Source organism: Selenomonas sp. oral taxon 892 str. F0426 (assembly GCF_000468035.1).
In the GTDB taxonomy this organism is placed as follows: domain Bacteria; phylum Bacillota; class Negativicutes; order Selenomonadales; family Selenomonadaceae; genus Centipeda.
The window spans coordinates 49768-70354 of record NZ_KI260546.1 but is presented as its reverse complement, the minus strand read 5'-3'; the positions used below and the strand labels follow the sequence as shown (position 1 = coordinate 70354).

General features: G+C 53.5%; 19 protein-coding genes. 3 read left to right on the top strand and 16 right to left on the bottom strand.

Going from position 1 to position 20587, the window contains the following annotated elements:
- Positions 1-2: 2 nt before the first annotated feature.
- The 11 genes from HMPREF1992_RS09765 to HMPREF1992_RS09715 all read right to left on the bottom strand — a co-directional run bounded on the left by HMPREF1992_RS09765 (position 3) and on the right by HMPREF1992_RS09715 (position 12738).
- A complete protein-coding gene (locus HMPREF1992_RS09765; RefSeq protein ID WP_021685736.1) occupies positions 3-866 on the bottom strand; it encodes a response regulator in 864 nt (287 codons plus the stop codon).
- A gap of 66 nt (positions 867-932) precedes the next feature.
- Positions 933-1298: a VOC family protein gene (locus tag HMPREF1992_RS09760; RefSeq protein WP_021685735.1), complete on the bottom strand. Its 366-nt coding sequence runs from the start codon at positions 1296-1298 to the stop codon at positions 933-935.
- Between the two features lie 68 nt (positions 1299-1366).
- The gene (gene putP, locus HMPREF1992_RS09755; RefSeq protein WP_021685734.1) at positions 1367-2839 is read right to left on the bottom strand and encodes a sodium/proline symporter PutP; all 1473 of its coding nucleotides are present in this window, start codon (positions 2837-2839) and stop codon (positions 1367-1369) included.
- Positions 2840-2980: 141 nt separating this feature from the next.
- The gene (locus tag HMPREF1992_RS09750) at positions 2981-3142 is read right to left on the bottom strand and encodes a rubredoxin (protein ID WP_021685732.1); all 162 of its coding nucleotides are present in this window, start codon (positions 3140-3142) and stop codon (positions 2981-2983) included.
- 142 nt (positions 3143-3284) lie between these two features.
- Entirely contained in the window at positions 3285-4052 is a 768-nt protein-coding gene (locus tag HMPREF1992_RS09745; RefSeq protein ID WP_021685731.1) for a response regulator, read from the bottom strand.
- Positions 4045-5739: a sensor histidine kinase gene (locus HMPREF1992_RS09740; protein ID WP_037359658.1), complete on the bottom strand. Its 1695-nt coding sequence runs from the start codon at positions 5737-5739 to the stop codon at positions 4045-4047. Before HMPREF1992_RS09740 ends, HMPREF1992_RS09745 begins: the two co-directional genes overlap by 8 nt.
- A gap of 235 nt (positions 5740-5974) precedes the next feature.
- Positions 5975-6985, bottom strand: coding sequence for an ABC transporter substrate-binding protein (locus tag HMPREF1992_RS09735; protein ID WP_021685729.1), 1011 nt, complete (start codon positions 6983-6985; stop codon positions 5975-5977).
- Positions 6986-7150: 165 nt separating this feature from the next.
- Positions 7151-8980 (bottom strand): excinuclease ABC subunit UvrC, encoded by a 1830-nt coding sequence (uvrC, locus tag HMPREF1992_RS09730; protein ID WP_021685728.1) that lies wholly within the window; start codon positions 8978-8980, stop codon positions 7151-7153.
- Positions 8981-8982: 2 nt separating this feature from the next.
- Positions 8983-10650 (bottom strand): 2-isopropylmalate synthase, encoded by a 1668-nt coding sequence (locus tag HMPREF1992_RS09725; protein WP_021685727.1) that lies wholly within the window; start codon positions 10648-10650, stop codon positions 8983-8985.
- 114 nt (positions 10651-10764) lie between these two features.
- Positions 10765-11691: a phosphatidylglycerol lysyltransferase domain-containing protein gene (locus tag HMPREF1992_RS09720; RefSeq protein ID WP_037359533.1), complete on the bottom strand. Its 927-nt coding sequence runs from the start codon at positions 11689-11691 to the stop codon at positions 10765-10767.
- Between the two features lie 81 nt (positions 11692-11772).
- Positions 11773-12738, bottom strand: coding sequence for a type I phosphomannose isomerase catalytic subunit (locus HMPREF1992_RS09715; RefSeq protein ID WP_037359530.1), 966 nt, complete (start codon positions 12736-12738; stop codon positions 11773-11775).
- A gap of 160 nt (positions 12739-12898) precedes the next feature.
- On the opposite strand from HMPREF1992_RS09715, the gene uraA reads away from it, so the two are divergent.
- The 3 genes from uraA to HMPREF1992_RS09700 all read left to right on the top strand — a co-directional run bounded on the left by uraA (position 12899) and on the right by HMPREF1992_RS09700 (position 16470).
- Positions 12899-14158 (top strand): uracil permease, encoded by a 1260-nt coding sequence (gene uraA / locus HMPREF1992_RS09710; protein WP_021685724.1) that lies wholly within the window; start codon positions 12899-12901, stop codon positions 14156-14158.
- Entirely contained in the window at positions 14155-15024 is an 870-nt protein-coding gene (locus HMPREF1992_RS09705; protein ID WP_021685723.1) for an RluA family pseudouridine synthase, read from the top strand. Before uraA ends, HMPREF1992_RS09705 begins: the two co-directional genes overlap by 4 nt.
- A 153-nt stretch (positions 15025-15177) precedes the next feature.
- Positions 15178-16470, top strand: a complete 1293-nt coding sequence (locus HMPREF1992_RS09700) for an ATP-binding protein (RefSeq protein WP_037359527.1) — start codon at positions 15178-15180, stop codon at positions 16468-16470.
- 61 nt (positions 16471-16531) lie between these two features.
- Here the strand turns inward: HMPREF1992_RS09700 and HMPREF1992_RS09695 are convergent, their stop codons facing one another.
- The 5 genes from HMPREF1992_RS09695 to HMPREF1992_RS09675 form a co-directional block, all read right to left on the bottom strand.
- On the bottom strand, positions 16532-17302 hold the full coding sequence (locus HMPREF1992_RS09695) for a basic amino acid ABC transporter substrate-binding protein (RefSeq protein WP_021685721.1): 771 nt from the start codon (positions 17300-17302) through the stop codon (positions 16532-16534).
- Positions 17303-17394: 92 nt separating this feature from the next.
- Positions 17395-17691 (bottom strand): zinc-ribbon domain containing protein, encoded by a 297-nt coding sequence (locus HMPREF1992_RS09690; RefSeq protein WP_021685719.1) that lies wholly within the window; start codon positions 17689-17691, stop codon positions 17395-17397.
- A gap of 222 nt (positions 17692-17913) precedes the next feature.
- On the bottom strand, positions 17914-18840 hold the full coding sequence (locus HMPREF1992_RS09685) for a DUF1848 domain-containing protein (RefSeq protein ID WP_021685718.1): 927 nt from the start codon (positions 18838-18840) through the stop codon (positions 17914-17916).
- Positions 18841-18933: 93 nt separating this feature from the next.
- On the bottom strand, positions 18934-20220 hold the full coding sequence (locus HMPREF1992_RS09680; RefSeq protein ID WP_021685717.1) for an SLC13 family permease: 1287 nt from the start codon (positions 20218-20220) through the stop codon (positions 18934-18936).
- 30 nt (positions 20221-20250) lie between these two features.
- Positions 20251-20547, bottom strand: coding sequence for a hypothetical protein (locus HMPREF1992_RS09675; protein WP_037359523.1), 297 nt, complete (start codon positions 20545-20547; stop codon positions 20251-20253).
- Positions 20548-20587: the final 40 nt, after the last annotated feature.

Below are 20587 nucleotides of genomic sequence, written 5' to 3'. Positions count from 1 at the left end.
GATTACTCTCCCTCTGCAAAGCCCACATTCATCCGTACAATTCCGATTGGCAGCCGTATGCTGATACAGAACGTAGTCATACGAGGGCTGACAATATGAACCTGTGACCCGCGAACTGTCCCCGGCGGTGTCAAACGCAGTTCCTTGCCCTCAAGTACATTGTTGATTTTTGAAACAGCACGCCCGGCGATGATATTCGCAGCCTCTTCCACGGCGTCTACAGCCTCATCATCATCGAGTTCATCCACCGATGCACGCCCTAACATGTGCATCGCAAAAAGCTTGATCATCGGCTCATCCACGTAGACAATTGCACGTCCCGTGGTGAACCCTGTAATGCCTATGATGACCGCCGCACCGCTCACATCAAGTGAACGTGAGTCATATGGCTCAATCTTGATATCGCCCTCCATGCGAAGAAGACTCGCCACGCCCTGTTGGAGGCCCCGACCAAAGGGTTTGGCATAGAGTTCACGAAAGGCTGACTCCTGGCTGGCACTGGACTCAAAGATCAGATGGAGGGTATCCGCCAGATCGGACTTCGAGGCTGGCTTCTGCAAAAAGGCACGAATCCCAACGGCCTTGCCCTGTGTGATGAGGTTCAGATCCTTCATCGCACTGACCATCAAAATCTTCGCATCCGGGTCCATGGCAAGAATCCGTCTGCTGCACTCCAAACCGTTGGCATCGGGCAGGTTCATATCCATCGTCACGAGGTCAGGACGCATCTCCGTGTAGAGCCTGAGTGCCTCCACGGCGTCTGCCGCCATACCGCAGACCTCGAAATCCGTATCCCTCAAGTTCTCAGCAATCATCACGCGGCTGATCTTAGAGTCGTCTACAATCAGCACCCGTAACTTTCCCATACATCTTCACCCTCTTTTACGAACTGTTTTACGTCTCCCCTATTATACACGAAAGTATGGCTTTCGTCACATATTTTTTGGCAAAACTTCCACCCAGTACCCATCGGGATCCTCGACGAAGTAAATTCCCATCTGTGCATTCTCATAGCAGATAATACCCATCTCGGCATGATTTGCACGCGCAGCCGCATAATCATCCGTATAGAGTGCGAGGTGGAACTCCTTCTCTCCAAGATCATACGGCTCCGTGCGGTCATGCAGATGCGTCAGTTCCAGTTCAAAATCCGTCACACCATCCCAGAGATAGACAAGTGTGAACCCCTCTGCTTCGAGGCGCCGCTTCTCACGAAGGCCAAATGCCCGCTCATAAAAATCCATACTGCGCGCAAGATCGAGCACGTTAAAGTTTACATGCGTAAATGTAAATGCCATCGTATCCTCCCATATTGAAATATATTATAGCGCAGTAAAACGGCACGCGCCGTATCGAATGCAACATACTACTGCCGATCCACACGGTCAAAGAGTGCCGTCACCTCCTGCGCGGGGGCTTTATCCAGCTTGCTCACGACATAGATCGCAACCGCTCCAAAGAGAAAGCCCGGAACGATCTCATAGAGACCAAAGAACGCAAATTGCTTCCAGACAAGTACCGTCACACCGCCCGTCACAATCCCCGCAAGCACGCCGCGCTCTGTCGTGCGGCGCCAGAAAAGACACATGAGGAGCGCTGGACCAAACGCAGCACCAAAGCCTGCCCATGCATATGCCACCATATCGAGAATGAAGTTGTCCGGACTAAGTCCGAGATAGATCGCCGCTGCCGCGATCACAAGCACAGAGAGACGGCTCACCCAGACAAGTTCCACCTGCTGCGCATCGGGGCGGAAGCTGCGTCGATAGATGTCCTGTGCAAATGCCGATGCTGCAACAAGCAGCTGCGCCGATGCCGTACTCATGATCGCTGCAAGCACGGCTGCAAGGATCAACGCTGCCACGATGGGCGGGAAAAGGTTTTCTGCCATCGTTAAGAATACCGTCTCAGCCGCTGTCCCTTCAAGGGGCGTCTGCAGATAGACCGCCCCCACCATGCCAACCAAAATTGCAGCTGAAAGCGAGATCACAACCCACACCATTGCAATCCGCGTCGCCTGAGGTAGCTCATCTGCATGTCGGATCGCCATAAAGCGTACCAGGATATGGGGTTGTCCGAAATAACCGAGCCCCCAGCCCATCAAGGAAATAAACTCAATAAACCCGAGTGTTGATCCGTCCACCTTTGTGAGCGGCGCAAAAAAAGATGGATGCGCCTCATAGATCAGCGCCGCCGTCTCTGTAAAACCTCCCAACAACATCGTCGCTCCGAGAGGAACAATGAGTATCGCAAAGAACATCATCACCCCTTGGATGAAGTCCGTTCGAGAGACAGCGAGGAATCCGCCAACGAGTGTATAGAAGACTACCACGCCTGCACCGAAGAAAAGCGCCGTCAGATACGGCAGCTGAAAAATCGTCTCGAAAAGGCGCCCTGCGGCGACAAAGCCCGAAGACGTATAGAGAATAAAAAAGATCAGAATAAAGACCGCTGGCACCACGCGCAGCGCACCTGACGTCGCAAAAAAACGATTTTCAAAGAAATCCGGCAGTGTCAGCGAGTTATTCGCAAGCTCTGTATAGATGCGTAAGCGTGCCGCGATGAACTGCCAGTTCGCCCATGTTCCAAGCGCAAGCCCGACAGCGATCCATCCCGCATTCAGCCCTGCGGCATAGGCAAATCCTGGCAGCCCCATAAGCATCCACCCGGACATATCTGATGCCTCAGCACTCATCGAGGTGACCCATGCGCCGAGCTTTCGATTCCCGAGAAAGTAATCACTCATATTGCGCGTACGGCGGTAGTAGTATACACCAATCCCCATCATCAGAAGCATGTAGATGAGGAATACAATACTGATTTCAATTTGTTCTGTCAAAAGAAAATCCCCTCACGCTAAAATAGATATGTCGCTTATTATACGGGATTTCCCACCGAAAAGCAAAAACATTTCAACGCAGACAAAATTATGGCATTAAAAAACCCCGCATATGCGGGGTCATTCTCATAGAGATTGGCGTCACTCCTGTTGCTCAAACAGAGACTTGTCGACGCCGCAGAGCGGGCAGACGAAATCGTCCGGCAGATCCTCGAACGCTACACCGGCAGCCAAATCGTAGTCGGGATCTCCTGCTGCCTCATCGTACACCCAGCCGCAAACTGTACAAACCCACGTCTTCATGGGAAGTCCTCCTTCATATAATACACAAAAATGATATAACACACATCGGTATCAGCCAGCAACTTGTATATAAGTTACTATCCAATAACTATTATTATATTACACTATTTTTTCTCTCTTGGCTAGATGTTTTATAAAATTTTTACAAACCTTTTCCATGTCGATATTCTGACGGCTTGACCCCCATATGCTTTTGAAAAATCTTGCTGAAATATCGCGTGTCCTGATAGCCGCAGGCAGCGGCAATCACGTAGATTTTTTCATCGCTCTCACGCAGCATCTGGCTCGCACGACGCAGACGACAATCCGTCAAATAGGAACTGAACGACGTGCCGCAGCGTGCGAAGAGTTTATGCAGATAGCTCACACTGAGGCCGAGCTCTTCCGCCACCTCACGCACGGTAATTGGCTCCGCCATATGCTCCTCCATATGCCGAACGGCATGGAGGAGGTAGCCGCGAATCGGCTCCTCCTCTGGCAGATTGAGGCGGGCACAGCCCACGTCCGCAGCGCCGACATCGTGCAGGTGAAAGCGCCGCTCCTCAATATGATTTGCTGCGAGCCGCATCGCAGAGGAAAGTTCGTCATCATCAAGCGGTTTAAGGAGATATGCGCACACGCCGAGCGCAATTGCCTGCTGTGCATATTCGAACTCACTGTATCCCGAGAGAATAATATACTCTGCATCCAGTTCTTCCCGCAGCCGCGCAATCACATCCAACCCTGATAAGCCCGGCATCTTGATATCCACAATGAGGACATCGGGGCGATGCTCGCGCGCAAGGAGAATCCCCTCCATACCGCTGCCGGCAGCACCGATCACCTCAGCACCAAAATCCTCCCATGGCGTCAAGCGTACAATGCCCTGACGCTGCATGGGTTCATCATCAATAATAAGCACCTTAATCATAATGAGGAGCCTCCTCCCAGTGCTTCAGTGTCAAGATTGCCTCTGTTCCCTTCCCCTCTGTGCTATGCAGTGTAATTCCACAAGCCTCGTCCCCATTCAGCACGGCCCGCATATGCACATTATAAAGTCCGAAATGATTGTCATTGCGCTGCGCAAGAACTTCTCGCTGACGATCCTCCGAGATCCCCTGCCCGTCGTCCTTCACGCGAAAGATGAGATGATCGCCTACACGTGCCCCTGTGATTGCGATATGTCCGCCGCGCTCCGCCATTTCAATTCCGTGTTGTATTGCATTCTCAACGAGTGGCTGCAGAATCAGCTTCGGCACGTAGCAGCCATAGAGCGAGGTATCAACACGCACCTTTATCTTAAGGCGCCCCTCAAAACGGCGCTGCTGTATTTTTAGATAGGTACGAAGAAGGCTCAGCTCGTCCGCAACCGTCACGAAATCCTTCATGCTCACCGAAGCACGCAGCAGTTTGCCGAGCTGGACAGCCGTATCTGCCGCCCCCTCATGATCGCCGAGCTTTGCACTCCACTTGATGAGATTCAATGTATTGTACATAAAGTGCGGACGGATCATCTCCGTCAGGGATTTCACCTGCGCAATGCGCAGCGTACGTTCACGCTCCCGATTCTCTGCAAGGAGCGTTCGTATGTGTGTGACGAGGTTGTTAAATGTGAGCGCAAGTTCCCCAATCTCATCGCTGCGCTGCACATCCACCTGTACCGAAAAATCATCGTTTCTGCGCACCTGACGCATAGCCATTGCCAGGCTGTGCAGGGGACGCCACAGATGACGGCTCAGACGATACGCAAGATATGCTGTCATACAGAGGGCAACGGCATCCACCATCACAACAAGACGAAAGAGATAGTCGAGCGGAGCGGAGTCAAGACGCTGACGCAGATGCACGGCAAATCCCGTATCCGCTGAGGCATATGCATAATCACGAAAGACGGACTCCGATACGCCGCCCTCCTCCGCCGGGGAAAAGACGGAGGAGAACCCCTCGCGGTGATGATCAAGCATATCCATCATCACATAGTTGTAGCGGTCCGTCAGGATGATCTGCCCCTCGTTGCCGTCCTGCACACGCTGAATGAGCGGGACGAGGGCTTCACGCCGCACATCAATCACGGCAAAGCCGAGCAGCTCCTCCCCTTGCCGAATCGCGCATGCCATCGAAAAAACGGTTTCTGTGCGATCTGCGGCATAACGATCTGCCGAGGAAATCACCCATGACTGCGCGCGCGCCGCACGTCTGATAAGCCCCCATTCCAGGTTCTCCGGCAGTCGATAATCATGCGGCAGATCATCTGTAGCAATAATCCGCTCCCCATCAGCCGATAGCAGATAGATCGCAGTCTCACCCGAACGCCCCGCCAAGATTGCATAAAGATCTCCGTAGATATGCTCCACATCAGCACGCTCCCCACGGAGAAAAGAGATCGTCTCCCCACGCACAGCGAGTGGATTCATCAGCCGCTGATAGCTTGCAACAAGATTGTCAATCTCGCGGGAGATGCGCTGTACCTCCGCACGCCCTCCCTTTGCCTGTGTATTTTCATAAACGCGATCAGCTGCATAGAGAATCATCACCGAGGCGAGCAGGAGCGGAACGAGTCCGCCAAAGAGCAGATAGGTGAGCAGACGCTTTTGATAACTGATCCGATAGTGATCTATGACTGTTCCCCCTCTCCGGCCGCATGAAACAGATCGTAAACAACCAACGAAATCAAGGCCTTCCTTAATGTTCAGATTATAAAGAAAGAATACGGATAAATTCAATTCGTGTCAAGTGAAATTATGGATAAATAGAAAAATATTCTTCACTTTTCAGCAAAGGAAAAACCGCCACATGCAGTGACGGTCTTGGAAGGGGAAAATATGGGAATGGGGGGATGGGGGAAATGGGGATTTATTTGATAACCGCCGCGCGCCATTTACTTAGGAACTCATCCCGAAAGGAGACGGCGCGCTGCGTATCAAACCAAACATAGTGAATCTCCGACAGTGGACGAAGATTCGGCGGTGCCGTTATATCGGCACGGGTAGAGCGTCGTTCATAATCGCCGAGACGGTCATGAACACGACGGCTCATCACAAAATCAAGGAATTTCTTTGCATTCTCTGCGTGTGGTGCGTTGCGAATGATTGCTACACAGCTCGAGGAAACGGCCGTCCCCTCTTCTGGATAGACAATCTTCATATGTGCTCCACCCGCAATGTATTTGAGCACTGGCTCTTCAAACGTCGCTGTGACGGCATACTCTCCATTGGAAAGTGCCTTAATCTGCGCCGCTGAGGTGCCAACAATGCGTCCATCAAGCTGATCTGCCAGCTGACCAATGACGGCAGAATCACCGCCAAGAACATCCATCATCGTTATGAGTACAGCATAGGAGGATGTCGATTTCGTTGGATCTGCGATCACAATGCGCCCGCGAAACTGGGGATCAAAGAGATCCCGCCAGCCTTTCGGTGCGTCCGCCTCCCCCACCAAATCGGTGTTGTAGGCGATCACATAAGGATCCATAACCATATTGTAAAACGCATTGTTTGCGCGTACAAACTCCGGCAAAATCGCAGGCTTTTCAGGAGAGACATAGGGCTCCAGATAGGACTCCAGCAAGACATAGGCATCTGCTGTGCCGCCCCAGATAATATCGCCATGTGGGCTCTCCTGCTCCGTGCGGACACGTGTCATGAGTTCTCCCGAACTGCCGCTGACCAGCTGCACCTGGATACCGGTCTGCTCTTGGAACTCTTTGGCAAGAGGAGCCGTCCAGTCATCCGTGTTACAGTTGTAAACGACAACGATATTTTCGTTTGTCTGCACCGTCTGTGTTGTCCCACAGCCTGAGAGTGCGAGACCTACTGTAAGAAGGAACGCCGCACCCCATATCTGCATACGCTGAAAGATGATCATCGTGCGACACCTCCTCAACGAGATGTCATCAATTTCAAATCTTTTTGATAATTCTACAATAATCAGAACTGCATAGCAATCATACAGTTCGTCATTTTTGGGGGAGGATCCTATCTTGATGAGTCGCAAGGATAGGAAATATGCAAAAGAGGGGCAAAACCAAGACTATTGTTTTCCCTTTAGTTCTCGCTGTGCTTCGAAGAAATAATAGACCGCCTCTGCTGATGGGCGGTTCATTCCCGGAACAGCAGCAAGTTCATCGATCGAAGCAGCCTTGATCTTGTCAAGTGTCCCGAAGTGTGACCAGAGGCTCTGGCGTCGTTTCGGACCGACCCCCACAATGTGATCGAGTACAGAGACAAGGTTGCGTTTTCCTCGCAGTTTACGATGAAAGGTAATGGCAAAGCGGTGTGCCTCATCGCGGATGCGCTGGATGAGATAGAGAGATTGACTGCGGCGCGGCAGTTCGACCGGCTCGGAGCTGCCCTCCGTAAAGACGAGTTCGAACTGCTTGGCAAGTCCGACGACGGGAACATTTCTGTGCCCCGCCTCATTCCGAATGATTTCAAGGGCCGAGGAAAGCTGTCCCTTGCCGCCGTCAATAATGATGAGGTCAGGCAGTTCTTCCTCGGGGAGCCCGACGTAGCGCCGCGTCGTCACTTCGCGCATGGAGAGAAAGTCATCGGGTTTTCCCTCCGCACTCTTGATCTTGAAGCGGCGGTAGTCCGACTTCTTCGGCTGGCCGCCTTCAAATACGACCATCGAGGCGACCGTCTCCTGCCCCTGATTGTGTGATATGTCGAAGCACTCCATGCGATACGGCGGCTTCTTAAGCCCGAGATACCGCCCCAGTTCCTCGACCGCACCGATCGTCTGCTCATCCGCAAGGCTGCGACGTGTCTCCTCGTCCGTGAGAAATTTCTCCGCGTTCCCCGTCGCCATCACGACGATATCGCGCTTCGTCCCGCGCTGCGGTGTGAGGAGCGCGACCTTCCCCCCGCCCTTGCGTTCTGCAAGCCAGCGCTCGATGATCTCCTGCCCCGCCGTGTCGATCACGTGCGGCAACAGAACTTCGCGAGGAACAAAGGTCGCCTGATTGTAATACTGTTCGAGGAACGCGCGCAGAATGTCCGCATCGCTCTCCTCCTCGCTCCCGCGCAGGAGGAAATGCTCGCGCCCGATCATCTTGCCGCCGCGAATGAAGAAGATCTGCACGCAGACCCCCGCCGCCGACCGTGCCATACCGATCGCATCCTGATCCCCTGCACCCGTCACGATATTCTGCCGTTCTGCCGCTTTGCGCACTGCAGCGAGCTGATCGCGCAGGCGCGCCGCTGTCTCGAAATGATACGCCTCTGCCGCAAGCTGCATACGGTGTTCCAACTCACGCTCCACATCATCCGTCCGCCCCTCAAGAAAGAGCAGAACGGCGCGGATCATTGCGCGGTAGTCCTCCTCCGTCACCTTCCCCACACAGGGCGCGAGGCAGCGCTTGATATGATACTCGAGACAGGGGCGATCGGGCATTGTCCGACACGTACGCAGAGGAAAAAGGCGCTTCAGGAGCTTCAAGCTGTCCCGCAGCGCCGTCACATTCGTATAGGGGCCGAAGTAGCGCGCTCCATCGCGCAGCACACGCCGCGTGATGAAGACGCGCGGATATTCCTCCTGCACCGTCACCTTCACATAGGGGTAACTCTTGTCATCTTTGAGCCGAATATTGTAGCGCGGCCGATGTTTTTTGATGAGGTTCGCCTCGAGAATGAGCGATTCTACCTCGTTGGCAGTCATGATGGTCTCAAAATCTACGACATGGGAGACCATCGCACGCACCTTCGGCGTCTGGTTTCGGCTGCTCTGAAAATACTGCCGCACGCGATTTTTGAGAACGATTGCCTTGCCCACATAGATGATCTTCCCGCGCGCGTCCTTCATGAGATAGACACCCGGCGAATCCGGCAGCAGCTTCAGCTTTTCAGCAACAAGGTCTGTCACGCTCAGTGTCCCGCCTTCATCCGATTGATCGCACTGAACAGAGCGAGGATGGACGAAGTGATGATATCCGTATCCAGTCCCGCGCCCCAGTAGACATTGCCATCCTCACCTGTGATGCTGATGTAGGAAATGGCGCGCGAGGTCTGACCGATCTCGAGAGCGTGCTCGCTGTACGTCAGATTCGTATAGTGGAGACCGAGGTTCGCCTGCAGCGCATTCGAGATCGCATCGAGGCGGCCGTTGCCGCGCGCCTCATAAGTACGATCCTCACCGTCGACCTTGAGGTGAACCTCGCCCACACGCGTACCGTCCGGCTGTTTTTTCAGCAGAAAGTCGGACAGCTCAAAGGGGAAAATGACATTGACATAGGTATCTGTAAACACCTTGTAGATCTCATCCGGCAGGAGTTCTTTGTGTCCATTGTCGGAGACGGACTTCACCCGATAGCTGAAATCCTCGCGCATCTTCTTCGGCATGATGACACCGTACTGCTGCTCCATGATGTAACCAACGCCGCCCCTGCCCGACTGACTGTTGATGCGGATGACATCGCCGTCGTACGTGCGCCCGACATCCTTTGGGTCGATGTAGAGGTATGGCAGTGCCCAGTGCTTGGGCTTGTTCTCATCCCAGTGCTTCATGCCCTTGGCGATGGCGTCCTGATGCGAGCCGGAGAACGCGGCAAAGACAAGCGAACCCGAGTACGGCTGACGCGGGTTGACCTGCATGCGCGTCACCTGCTCGTAGACCTCGACGAGGTGCGGGAGATCGGAGAAGTCGAGGTTCGGGTCGACGCCAAGCGCAAACATATTCATCGCAACTGTGATGATGTCGACGTTGCCCGTGCGCTCCCCGTTGCCGAAGAGTGTGCCCTCTACACGGTCTGCACCCCCGAGCAGCCCCATCTCCGCATCCGCTACACCGCAGCCGCGGTCGTTGTGCGGGTGGAGGGAGAGGATGACGCTGTCACGGTATTTCAGCCGCTCATTGACGTAGGCAATCTGCATCCCGTAGACGTGTGACATCGACATTTGAACCGTCGAGGGAAGATTGATGATCGCCTTGCGATCGGGCGTGGGCTGCCACACATCGAGAACGGCATTGCAGACCTCGAGCGCATACTCCGGCTCCGTGCCCGTAAAACTCTCAGGCGAATACTCGAAGCGATAGTTCGCCCCCGCCTCCTCCGTCAGCTTCTTGAGGAGTTTTGCGCCGTCCACGGCAATCTGAAGGATCTCCTCCTTTGAGCGCGCAAAGACCTGCTCGCGCTGTGCCGCAGATGTGGGGTTGTAGACGTGCACAATCGCGTTCTTCACGCCGCGCAGCGCGTCGAATGTCTTGCGGATAATGTGTTCACGTGCCTGCGTCAGCACCTGTACGGTCACATCATCGGGGATGAGATTGTCCTCCACGAGGCGGCGCAGGAACTCGTACTCCGTCTCCGACGCGGCAGGGAAGCCGACCTCGATTTCCTTGAACCCCACACGTACGAGAAGATCAAAGAACGCCAGCTTCTCGTCCAAACTCATCGGGATGATGAGTGCCTGATTACCGTCGCGCAGATCGACCGAGCACCAGATCGGCGCCTTGTCGGGTGCGTCCTTGCGCAGCCAGTCCAGACGGATCTCGGGCGGCATATAGTATCCCTTCGTGTATTTCGTGTGATTCATGATCGTTCCCCCCGCATTATCAAAACATCTTACTAAAACAAGAAAGTCCCTCGCCGCTTATGTGGGGCGAAGGACGAACCTACGTTATCCTAGCGTTGTGCTATCTTACCATATTCACGAGCAGTTTGCAAATCCGACCAAGGTCGCATTAAACTTCTCAATCAGCTTCTCGGGCTTGTACGACTCCTTCGCCTTGCGCAGTCCCTCGATCCCCATATCCTCCTCGCGGTTAATATAGGTGAGGTGACTCCATGCATGCTCCACAAAGCCCTGATTGATCGCGGGATACGCACCGCGCAGCTCTGGATCCGCTTTCTCGACATGGATGACTGCCGTATCCGTATTCAGCTGTTCACCGAACGTAAAGGCAATCACGCGACCGTCCAGAAGAATCGCACCGCCCTTGAGTCCAAAGTCCTCGAAGTTGTTCAGCACCTCAAGGATCGCCGTGCGTTCGTAGCCGATGAACGGGTCAACCGTGCCATCCTCCTGCTTGTGCTGCTTGTACCAACTGTTCAGTTCGAGCTTGCACAGCGTTACGATTTCATCCGTGATTGGCACGAACTGCGCATCGGGATGCTCCTTGCGGAATGCATTCAGATGGTTTTTCTTCGAGTGCAGCTTTCGCCCCGCAAGGGTGATCAGCTTTTCCGAGAGGTACACATAGTCGAAATTGTCGCGATCGGCAACGACTTCGAAGTTCGCGCAGTCACAGCTGCGGAGGAAATCGGCATAACCACGCTCCATATCGTAAATGAGGAAAGGCTGCTCGATCTCCTCAAAGTACGCGAGCAGTTTCTTCGTCGCCGCCGGATAGAGTGCAGGATCACAAAACGGCTGCAGCGCCGAGACGCGGGCTTTCCACTCACTCACCACGTAGAGGACATCGTCCTCCTCCGCAACGTGAACATGGAACGGCTCGCGCCACATGTAGAGATTCGTAAAATTAAAATGCGAATTCTCGTAGTAATTCGCACGAAAATATCGGTCGAGCAAAGGCTTATCTTCCTTTGTCAATGCATGAAATTCGATGAGGCTCACCTTCCCTTTGGGTTTCCTAAAAAGTTCTCCTAATGGTTTCATTATAACAAAGCCGTCAAGCCCTGCCCTTATCACGATTATTTAGATTTTGCTAAGGATCAATTCCCCATTGCCATGCAGTTTATAGCGTCCAAGTCCCGCGGGCAGGAATACACTCTCTCCCTTCAGCATACACACCTTGTCACTGTACGTTTGAAGTGTCAGCGCGCCGTCAAGCACGGTCAGACAGTGAAACGAATCTGCGCCCGCCTCTAGCGTACATACACCCGCTGCGTTCACATGATAAACGGTGAAGTAATCGCACGAAGCGAGAAGGCGTCCCTTCGCTCCCGCGAAGATATCAGCCATCGGTACAGGCTGCTCCTGCTCCCGCGAGGGCGCAAGACAAGTCACATCGAGCGCCTTCTCTACATTCAGCGCACGCGGCTTACCATCGGCACCAAGGCGCCCATAATCGTAGACGCGATATGTCGTATTTGAGTTCTGCTGAATCTCACAGATGAGAATCCCCTTGCCAATCGCGTGGAGGGTTCCTGCGGGGATAAAGAACACATCGCCCTTCTGTACAGATACATGACGCACGACATCAAGCAGTGTATCATCCTCGATGTGGTGCTGAAACTCCTCCTTTGAAATTTCATGGGCAAATCCATAGATCAACTCCGCTCCCGGTGCAGCATCCACGATATACCAGAGCTCTGTCTTTCCGTACTCCCCCTCAACGGGCAGCGCATAGTCATCTGCTGGGTGTACCTGCACGGAGAGGTCGTCATGTGCGTCTATCAGCTTGATGAGCAGGGGAAAATAGGGAAACTTCTCTGCATTCCTGCCGAGCGCATCCTGCCCTTCTGCGGCAAGCCAATCCGCGAGGGTCCGCCCCGCTGCTGCACCGTTTGCAATCACGCTCATGCCATCCTTATGACAGGCGAGTTCCCAGCTCTCAGCGACCTTTGTCAGCTGTGTTTCTTTACCGTATTCGTCCCTCAGACGCGTCCCGCCCCAGAGGTAATCCTTGAGCGGTGCTCGGAGCTTCATTGGATATTTCATCAATCTCTCCCTGAATCATATATGTATGGGACCATCTTACTAAAATGCACAAAAAACTGCAAGTGCAAAAGATACATATAAATCGTCATTGTTCCCTGTCGCTGACTATGATATCATAGGGACGCACATATTCTATGATTCTGAAACGGAGTGACTCAGCATGTCCCAAAAAACGATTGATACCACGGAGCGACCGCCGCTCCTGACGACCATCCCTCTCTCCCTGCAGCATCTCTTTGCCATGTTTGGCTCAACGGTGCTCGTCCCCATCCTCTTTCACGTCAACCCAGCGACAGTGCTGCTTTTCAATGGAATCGGCACCCTGTTCTATCTCATTCTCTGCAAGGGGAAGATTCCCGCGTATCTCGGATCGAGTTTTGCCTTCCTCTCCCCCGTTTTTCTTGTCCTCTCTCAGTACAGCTATGAGTCGGCGCTCGGCGGATTTATCATCGTTGGTATGGTCTTCTGTATTGTCAGCTTCATCGTACATACAATTGGAACGAGCTGGATTGATGTCATCTTTCCGCCTGCCTCGATGGGTGCGATTGTCGCCGTCATCGGTCTTGAGCTGATGCCAACAGCGGCAAATATGGCGGGACTGACGGGCGAAAACACCGACACAACCGTCATTTTTGTTTCGATTGCGACGCTTGCCATCACAATTTTTGCCTCGATGGCATTTCGCGGCTTCCTCTCCATCATCCCGATTCTCATCGGCGTTGTTGCAGGCTATGTCATTGCGTTCACCGTCGGCATTGTCGATCTCTCGCACGTTGAGAGTGCTCCATTGTTCGCAATTCCTACCATCTACACACCAGAGTTTGACCTGCGCGCAATCCTCATCATTCTGCCCGCTTCCATCGTCGTCATCGTGGAGCACATCGGGCATCTCATTGTGACGGGCAATATCGTCGGGCGCAACCTCGCAAAGGACCCGGGGCTCGACCGCTCTCTCCTCGGCAACGGCGTCTCGACAATCATCTCCGGCTTCTTCGGCTCGACGCCGAACACGACATACGGAGAGAACATTGGCGTGCTCGCCATCACAAAGGTCTACTCCACATGGGTCATTGGCGGTGCCGCCATCTTTGCGATCCTGCTCTCCTGCCTCGGCAAGCTCGCCGCACTCATCCAGAGCATCCCAACGCCCGTCATGGGCGGCGTCTCCATGCTGCTCTTCGGCGTCATCGCCGCCTCCGGCATCCGCATCCTCGTCGAGGCAAAGGTGGACTACAACAACCCGATGAACCTCCTCCTCACATCCATCGTCATGGGCGTCGGCGTGTCAACCGCGAGCCTTACCATCGGCACGGTGACACTGCGCGGCATGGCACTTGCGACCGTCATCGCCATTGTCCTCTCGATCTCCTTTCGCATCATCCTCGCCCTGCGCGGACAGGAACAAAAGAAGAGCGAATGACGAAACACATCATCACGCTGGCAGACGGCGAGACCTGTCCAGCAAAGGCGTATCTCATGCGTTCGTGCGGGATTTCCTCGAGCTTGTGGAAGCGGATTAAACACAGCGGAACATTCGCCGTGAACGGGGTCCCCATGATTGCAGCACGTACCGTCCTGCGCGCAGGAGATACGGTCTCCTATGATCTGCCCATCGTATCCTCCGTGATTCCTGAGCAGCTTCCGCTGAAGATTGCCTACGAGGACGATGATCTCCTGATCATCGACAAACCCGCAGGGCAGCTTGTCCATCCAACAACAAGGGAGGCACATGGAACCGTTGCTAACGCAGTGCTTGGCCTCTACGAGGCACGCGGCACAGAACTCGGCTTCCATCCCTGCCATCGCCTTGACCGCAATACAACAGGATTGCTGCTCATCGCAAAGCATCCCGAGGTCCAGTATCAGATCGCAAAGCAGGACACGCTCGAACGTGAGTATTTGGCACTGGTTGATGGAACGCTGACGCCAAGCTCCAGTACGATTGATGCCCCCATTGCGCGCGCACTGCCAAGCATCATCCTGCGCCGTGTTATACCCGATGGAAAGCCCGCACGTACCCATTACAAAACGGAGTGGACAAACGGCGGTCATACACTCCTGAGCCTGCAGCTTGAGACGGGGCGCACCCACCAGATCCGTGTCCATCTCGCCCACCTCGGTCATCCCCTGCTTGGTGACGACCTCTACGGCGGCAGCACAGAACTGATAGCACGTCACGCCCTCCACTCTGCGCACCTTACACTCACACATCCGCGCACGCGTGAAAACCTGACGATCACAAGCCCTCTGCCGGAGGATATGGCACGCATTTTAATGAGTCCATGAAAGCGAGCGCCTAGCAAGCATTTTCATTGATCTGTATCGCAGAAAAACGTGTATTTGGGTCTAAATTTATCTAGAAAAATGTGTAAAATCCAGTTATAATAGTCAGAAAAACGTGTTGTACTATCCCAATGTTCAGGAAAGGACGGTGATCCTGTGAACCGCAATGCAATCCATACATTGCTGCAGTGGAAAGTTCGCAAAGATCGCAAGCCTCTCGTTCTGAGAGGAGCACGTCAAGTTGGCAAAACATGGCTGATGAAGGAATTTGGGAAATCCCACTACAGCAACTCTGTCTATTTCAATTTTGATGAAGATGATGCACTGACCTCCATCTTTGAAACGAACAAAAATCCCCACCGCATCGTGGAATTGCTCTCCATCGTCGCAGGTGAGAGAATCGAGCCGCATACGACGCTTCTCATCTTCGATGAAATTCAGGAATGTCCCGCTGCGTTGAACGCGCTCAAATACTTCAAGGAAAAGGCGAATGACTACCACGTCATTGCTGCGGGGAGTCTGCTTGGAACACTCCTTGCCGCACCCAAATCCTACCCCGTCGGCATGGTCAATCTACTCGACATCCAGCCGCTGACCTTCGATGAATTCCTCGCAGCAATAAACCCAACGCTTTATTCATACTATGAAAGCATACAGAAAGATCAGCACATCGAGGATATTTTTCATCAGCGTTTGCTTGATGCCTACAACAATTATCTCATCATCGGCGGAATGCCGGAATGTGTCGCCTCTTGGGAAAGATATAAAGATCCCGCCAGAATATCCGAGATCCAGAGGGAACTCATCACAATCTATGAAAACGACTTTTCCAAACACAACGGAAACGTCAACAGTGGCCGCATTCTCCTCGTATTCCGCAGCATTGTTGCACAGCTTGCCAAGTCAAATGAGAAATTCATGTACGGGGCTGTTCGCAGCGGGGGCCGGGCACGCGAATTCGAGGAGGCAATCGAATGGCTGGTGTCTGCGGGCATGCTCAACCGCGTCTACAATGTTTCCAAGGCGGAGCACCCTCTCGCCGCATTTGACAAGCTCGATCAGTTCAAACTCTTTGTCTTTGACACAGGACTGCTAAAGTATATGGCAGGGATCGATAACAGTGCGATTCTCCTAAAAAGCGACTATCAGTTCAAAGGTCCATTGACCGAAAACTACATATTGCAGCAGCTTCGTACACGGTTTGCATGCGAGCCGCGCTATTACAGTACGAAGAACAGTGAGATAGATTTCGTACTACAAGCCGGCAGCGATATCATCCCCGTAGAGGTAAAGGCCGGCGAGCGTAAATCTGCCCCCTCATTCAAGCGGTACATTGCCGACCACAATCCAAAATATGCCCTGCGCTTTTCAAAGCGCAGCTATCAAAAGGATGGCACAATCACCAATATTCCTCTATATCTCGCAAGAAAGACAATCGAGCTTCTATAAAAGAAAAGAGCACCGCAGACGGAACGCTTCCATCTGCGGTGCTCCTTATGTTATCCAGCCTTTACTTGCCTGTACCAAACCACTTCTGATAGATCTTGTCGTATTCGCCGTTCTCATGCAGCTTCTTGAGCGCCTCATTGACCTTCTTCTGAAGGTCTGCATTGTCCTTCGCCATCGCAATGCCGTAGTCCTCTGCAGAGAGCTTGTCCTCGAGGGACTTCACGCCGACTGCCTGCGACTGCTTAATGTAGTAGTCGTTGACAGGACGGTCATTGACGACAGCATCTACGCCGCGTGCCTTCAGCTCCATAAAGCAGTCAGCAGGAGTGTTGAGCTCCGTGACCGTGACGCCTTCCATCTCCTTGACCATGTTTGCACTGGTCGTACCGATCTGGACAGCGACCTTATGCCCCTTGAGATCCTTGAAGGATTTGATCGCCTCCTCATCGCTGCGCACAATCATCGTAAGTCCCGACTGATAGTACGGATCGGAGAAGCCCACCTTCTGCTTGCGCTCATCATTGATCGTCATTCCGCTGATGATGACGTCGATGTTCTTTGCCTGCAGTGCGGGAATGAGCCCGTCAAAGCCGATGTTCTGAATCTCTGCCTCACTGCCCATCTCCTTCGCGATGGCACGGATGAGATCCATGTCGAAGCCCTGATAGTCCTTCTGTCCCTCGTCTTGGAACTCAAAGGGTGCAAAGTCGATCGCAGAGCCGACGCGCAGCACCTTAGCTTCCTGCTTTGCCTGATCGCCGCCGCCGCAGCCGACGAGAGCGAGGCTCACGAGAGCACCGGTCAGAACGAGTGCCAATTTCTTCAGTTTCATGGGGAAACCTCCTCAAATAAAATCAAAGGAGGGACGCCGCACTGAATGCTGCAATCCCTCCATAGAAGGAGGCAGAGCCTCCTCAAAAATCCTTAGAAACGTGCTGCGCGCTTCGAGCTGAAGCAGTCACGGCAGTAAACCGGACGATCCGTCTTCGGCTCGAACGGGACCTCCGTGTCCTTGCCGCACTCGGCACAGACCACATGGAACATCTGACGCTCGCCGCTGCTCTGCTCGTCACGACCACGGCGACGCTTGTCGCGGCAGTCACGGCAGCGTGCCGGCTCGTTCTCAAAGCCCTTCTCCGCGTAGAACTCCTGCTCACCAGCAGTGAATACGAAGTTGCCGCCACATTCCTTGCACACGAGTGTCTTGTCTTCAAATGCCATTCTTCCACAATCTCCCTTGAAAAATATTAGTTAGTCTCTCCATTCGCCGAACTGGGAAAGCGTTCACTGAGATTATGGTACGGGCAAGCATTGATTGCATAAGCAAAGCTTCACTCGTTCATTGAACGACTATCAGGTCTTGAGGAACGGATTTCAACGCTCTGTATTATACAGATGTTTTTCATAAAGTGCAAGCATTTTTTCTATGCCTTATGATATTGATCAAAACAACCTCTCCTGCACATCCAGCCAGCTTTCCTGCACCGCATTATGCACGCGATCACCCGCCTCTGCGTACCCGATGAGAAAAGGCGAGGCAGGATCGTGACGGCGACGATTTTTCACAACACGGGCAACGTGCGTATTCGCATAGCAGTAGCGGCAGAGGTGCGGGCAGCTGTCATACGTGCCGATGTCTGCGCCGAGATAGCAGTCACATTCCTTTCGCTGCCGCTGGTATTTCGGAAAGCGAATGCGTCGCCCAAGCGCACGCTCATAGATGTGCGGGGTCATGCAGCCGCCCGTATCCGCTCCGAAGGCGGCGAGTTCATCTCCTCCGCCGCAGGGGTAGACAATCATGCCGCAGTTTTTCGCCGTATCAATGATATATGCGCCAAGTTCAAGCCGTTCGGTCCGTGTGACATCGCGCCCCTCCGGGAAATTCCGCCGCGTCTTGGCGTACCGCATAAGAAAACTGATGACAACCATCTCCGTCGCCCCTGCAAGCATCTCTGCCATCACGGCGAATTGCTGCCGATGCCAATCGACTGTATGCCGTTCGTCGATGATAATGGGATCATAACGCCAGCCGATCGCATGCACGCCGATGATTTTCGAGAGCTGACGAAAACTCTGCACAACTTCCTCCCACGGCGGTACGTTTGGCTCAATATCCCCGCCGTAGGGCGTGATGGTGACGTACCAGAACTGTCCGTACGGCGCGAGGAGGCCCATATGCGGGAGCATGGGCGCGGGATTCTTCGTGCAGAAGGCGATGAGATCGACAACGCGCGGATCAAGGAGGTAACGCGTGACGTGCTGTGCATCGTAAGGGTTGCGCACACACACTTCGCCTGCGCGCAAGCGGTTCACGAACCACGGTGCATAGAACGCAGGGATGTCTGTACGCATTCCTGTATTGAGGATCATATGCGCCCTCCTCTCTTTTCTAGAACAGCACATTCCGCGTAAAGATAAATCCCCGGCAGCCACAGATGCCGGGGATTTTGATGTCAGAAATACTCAGAGATAGCGGATATAGACGTAAATGTTTGCAATAGCGATGGTAAACGTCATGATGGGCAGCGCAATTTTCATGAACCCGATGAAGGAAATGGGACGTCCACGCTGCGCCGACATGGATGCAACGACAACGTTTGCGCTCGCACCGATCAGCGTTCCGTTTCCGCCTAGGCATGCGCCGAGCGCCAGGGACCACCAGAGCGGATCGAGGTTGCTGAGGCCCATTTGGCCCATGTCTTGAATGAGGGGGATCAGCGTTGCAACAAACGGAATGTTGTCGATGAAGGCGGATGCAAATGCGCTCATCCAGAGGATTAGGATTGCCGTTGCCTCGACATCACCGCCCGTCGCCTGGATTGCCTCAGCCGCAAGCATACGGATAACGCCCGTCTCAACGAGTGCACCGACGAGGATAAAGAGGCCGCCGAAGAAGAAAATGGCCGGCCACTCAATCTTGGAGAGTATCTTGACAATCTTTTCCTCGTCCTCCGTTGCCGTGAGCAGCAGGAGCAGTCCTGCACCAGAAAGTGCAACGGTTGCGGACTCCAAACCGAGATTGCCGTGCAGAACGAACAGCGTAATCGTGAGGAAGATAACTGCAAGACATTTCTTCAGCAGAGCATGGTCCGTGATCTGCGCATCTGCAGGCAAGCGCATGATTTTTTCCTGCAGCTCCGGCTGTGTATGCAGGTCTTTGCGATAAAGTGCAATAAGGATGAATTGTACCAAGATAAAGATAATAATAGAGACAAGTGTGAGATTATCGATAAACGCCATGAAGTCAAGCCCAACCGCGCTGCCGATCATGATATTCGGCGGATCGCCGATGAGGGTTGCCGTGCCGCCGATGTTCGATGACAGGATCTGCGCGATGAGATACGGCATAACGTCTACCTTGAGCTGCGAGGTAATGCTGAACGTAATAGGCACGGTCAAAAGCACCGTCGTAACATTGTCCAGCAGCGCCGAGCAAACCATCGTAATGGTCGAGAGCACGACAAGGAGCGCAACCGGACGCGCCTTTACCTTCTGCGCTGCCCAGATCGCGAGGTAGTTAAAGAGCCCCGTCTCGCTCGTGATATTCACAATGATCATCATCCCCATGAGCAGTCCCAGGGTGTTGAAGTCAATGTGGTGAACGGCCGTCTCTTGATCAATGATGCCAAAGAGTATCATGAGCATTGCGCCGAACAATCCAACGATCGTACGGTGCACCTTTTCAGAGATGATGAGCGCATATGCGACGACAAAGATGACAATCGCCGCAATCGTTGCATTTTCCATCATTACACATCCTTCTTCTCGTTACGAGATCAATCACGTCGCCGTGATAATCACCTGCCGACCCTTACGCTGGATCTTGAGCTTATAGTGCTGCACGTCTTCCTGGGCAAGTGTCAGTTTCAGCTCCATCAGCGCTCGGCCGAGTTCATCTGCCTGCGCGGACGAAAGTCCAGCACGGGCAAGGTCGGCGGGAGGCTCCTGTGCCGCCTGTATACGCGCACGTTCCTCCTCCTGCCGCTCCTTTTTCAGCAGAACCTCGGCGAGGGTTTCCTCCTCCTCAAAGCCCTGCATCATATCTTTGTCAGATCGGTTCTTCGGTATCTTTGCCACAGCAAACCTCCTTATGCCGCCCGCATCGGACGACATGATA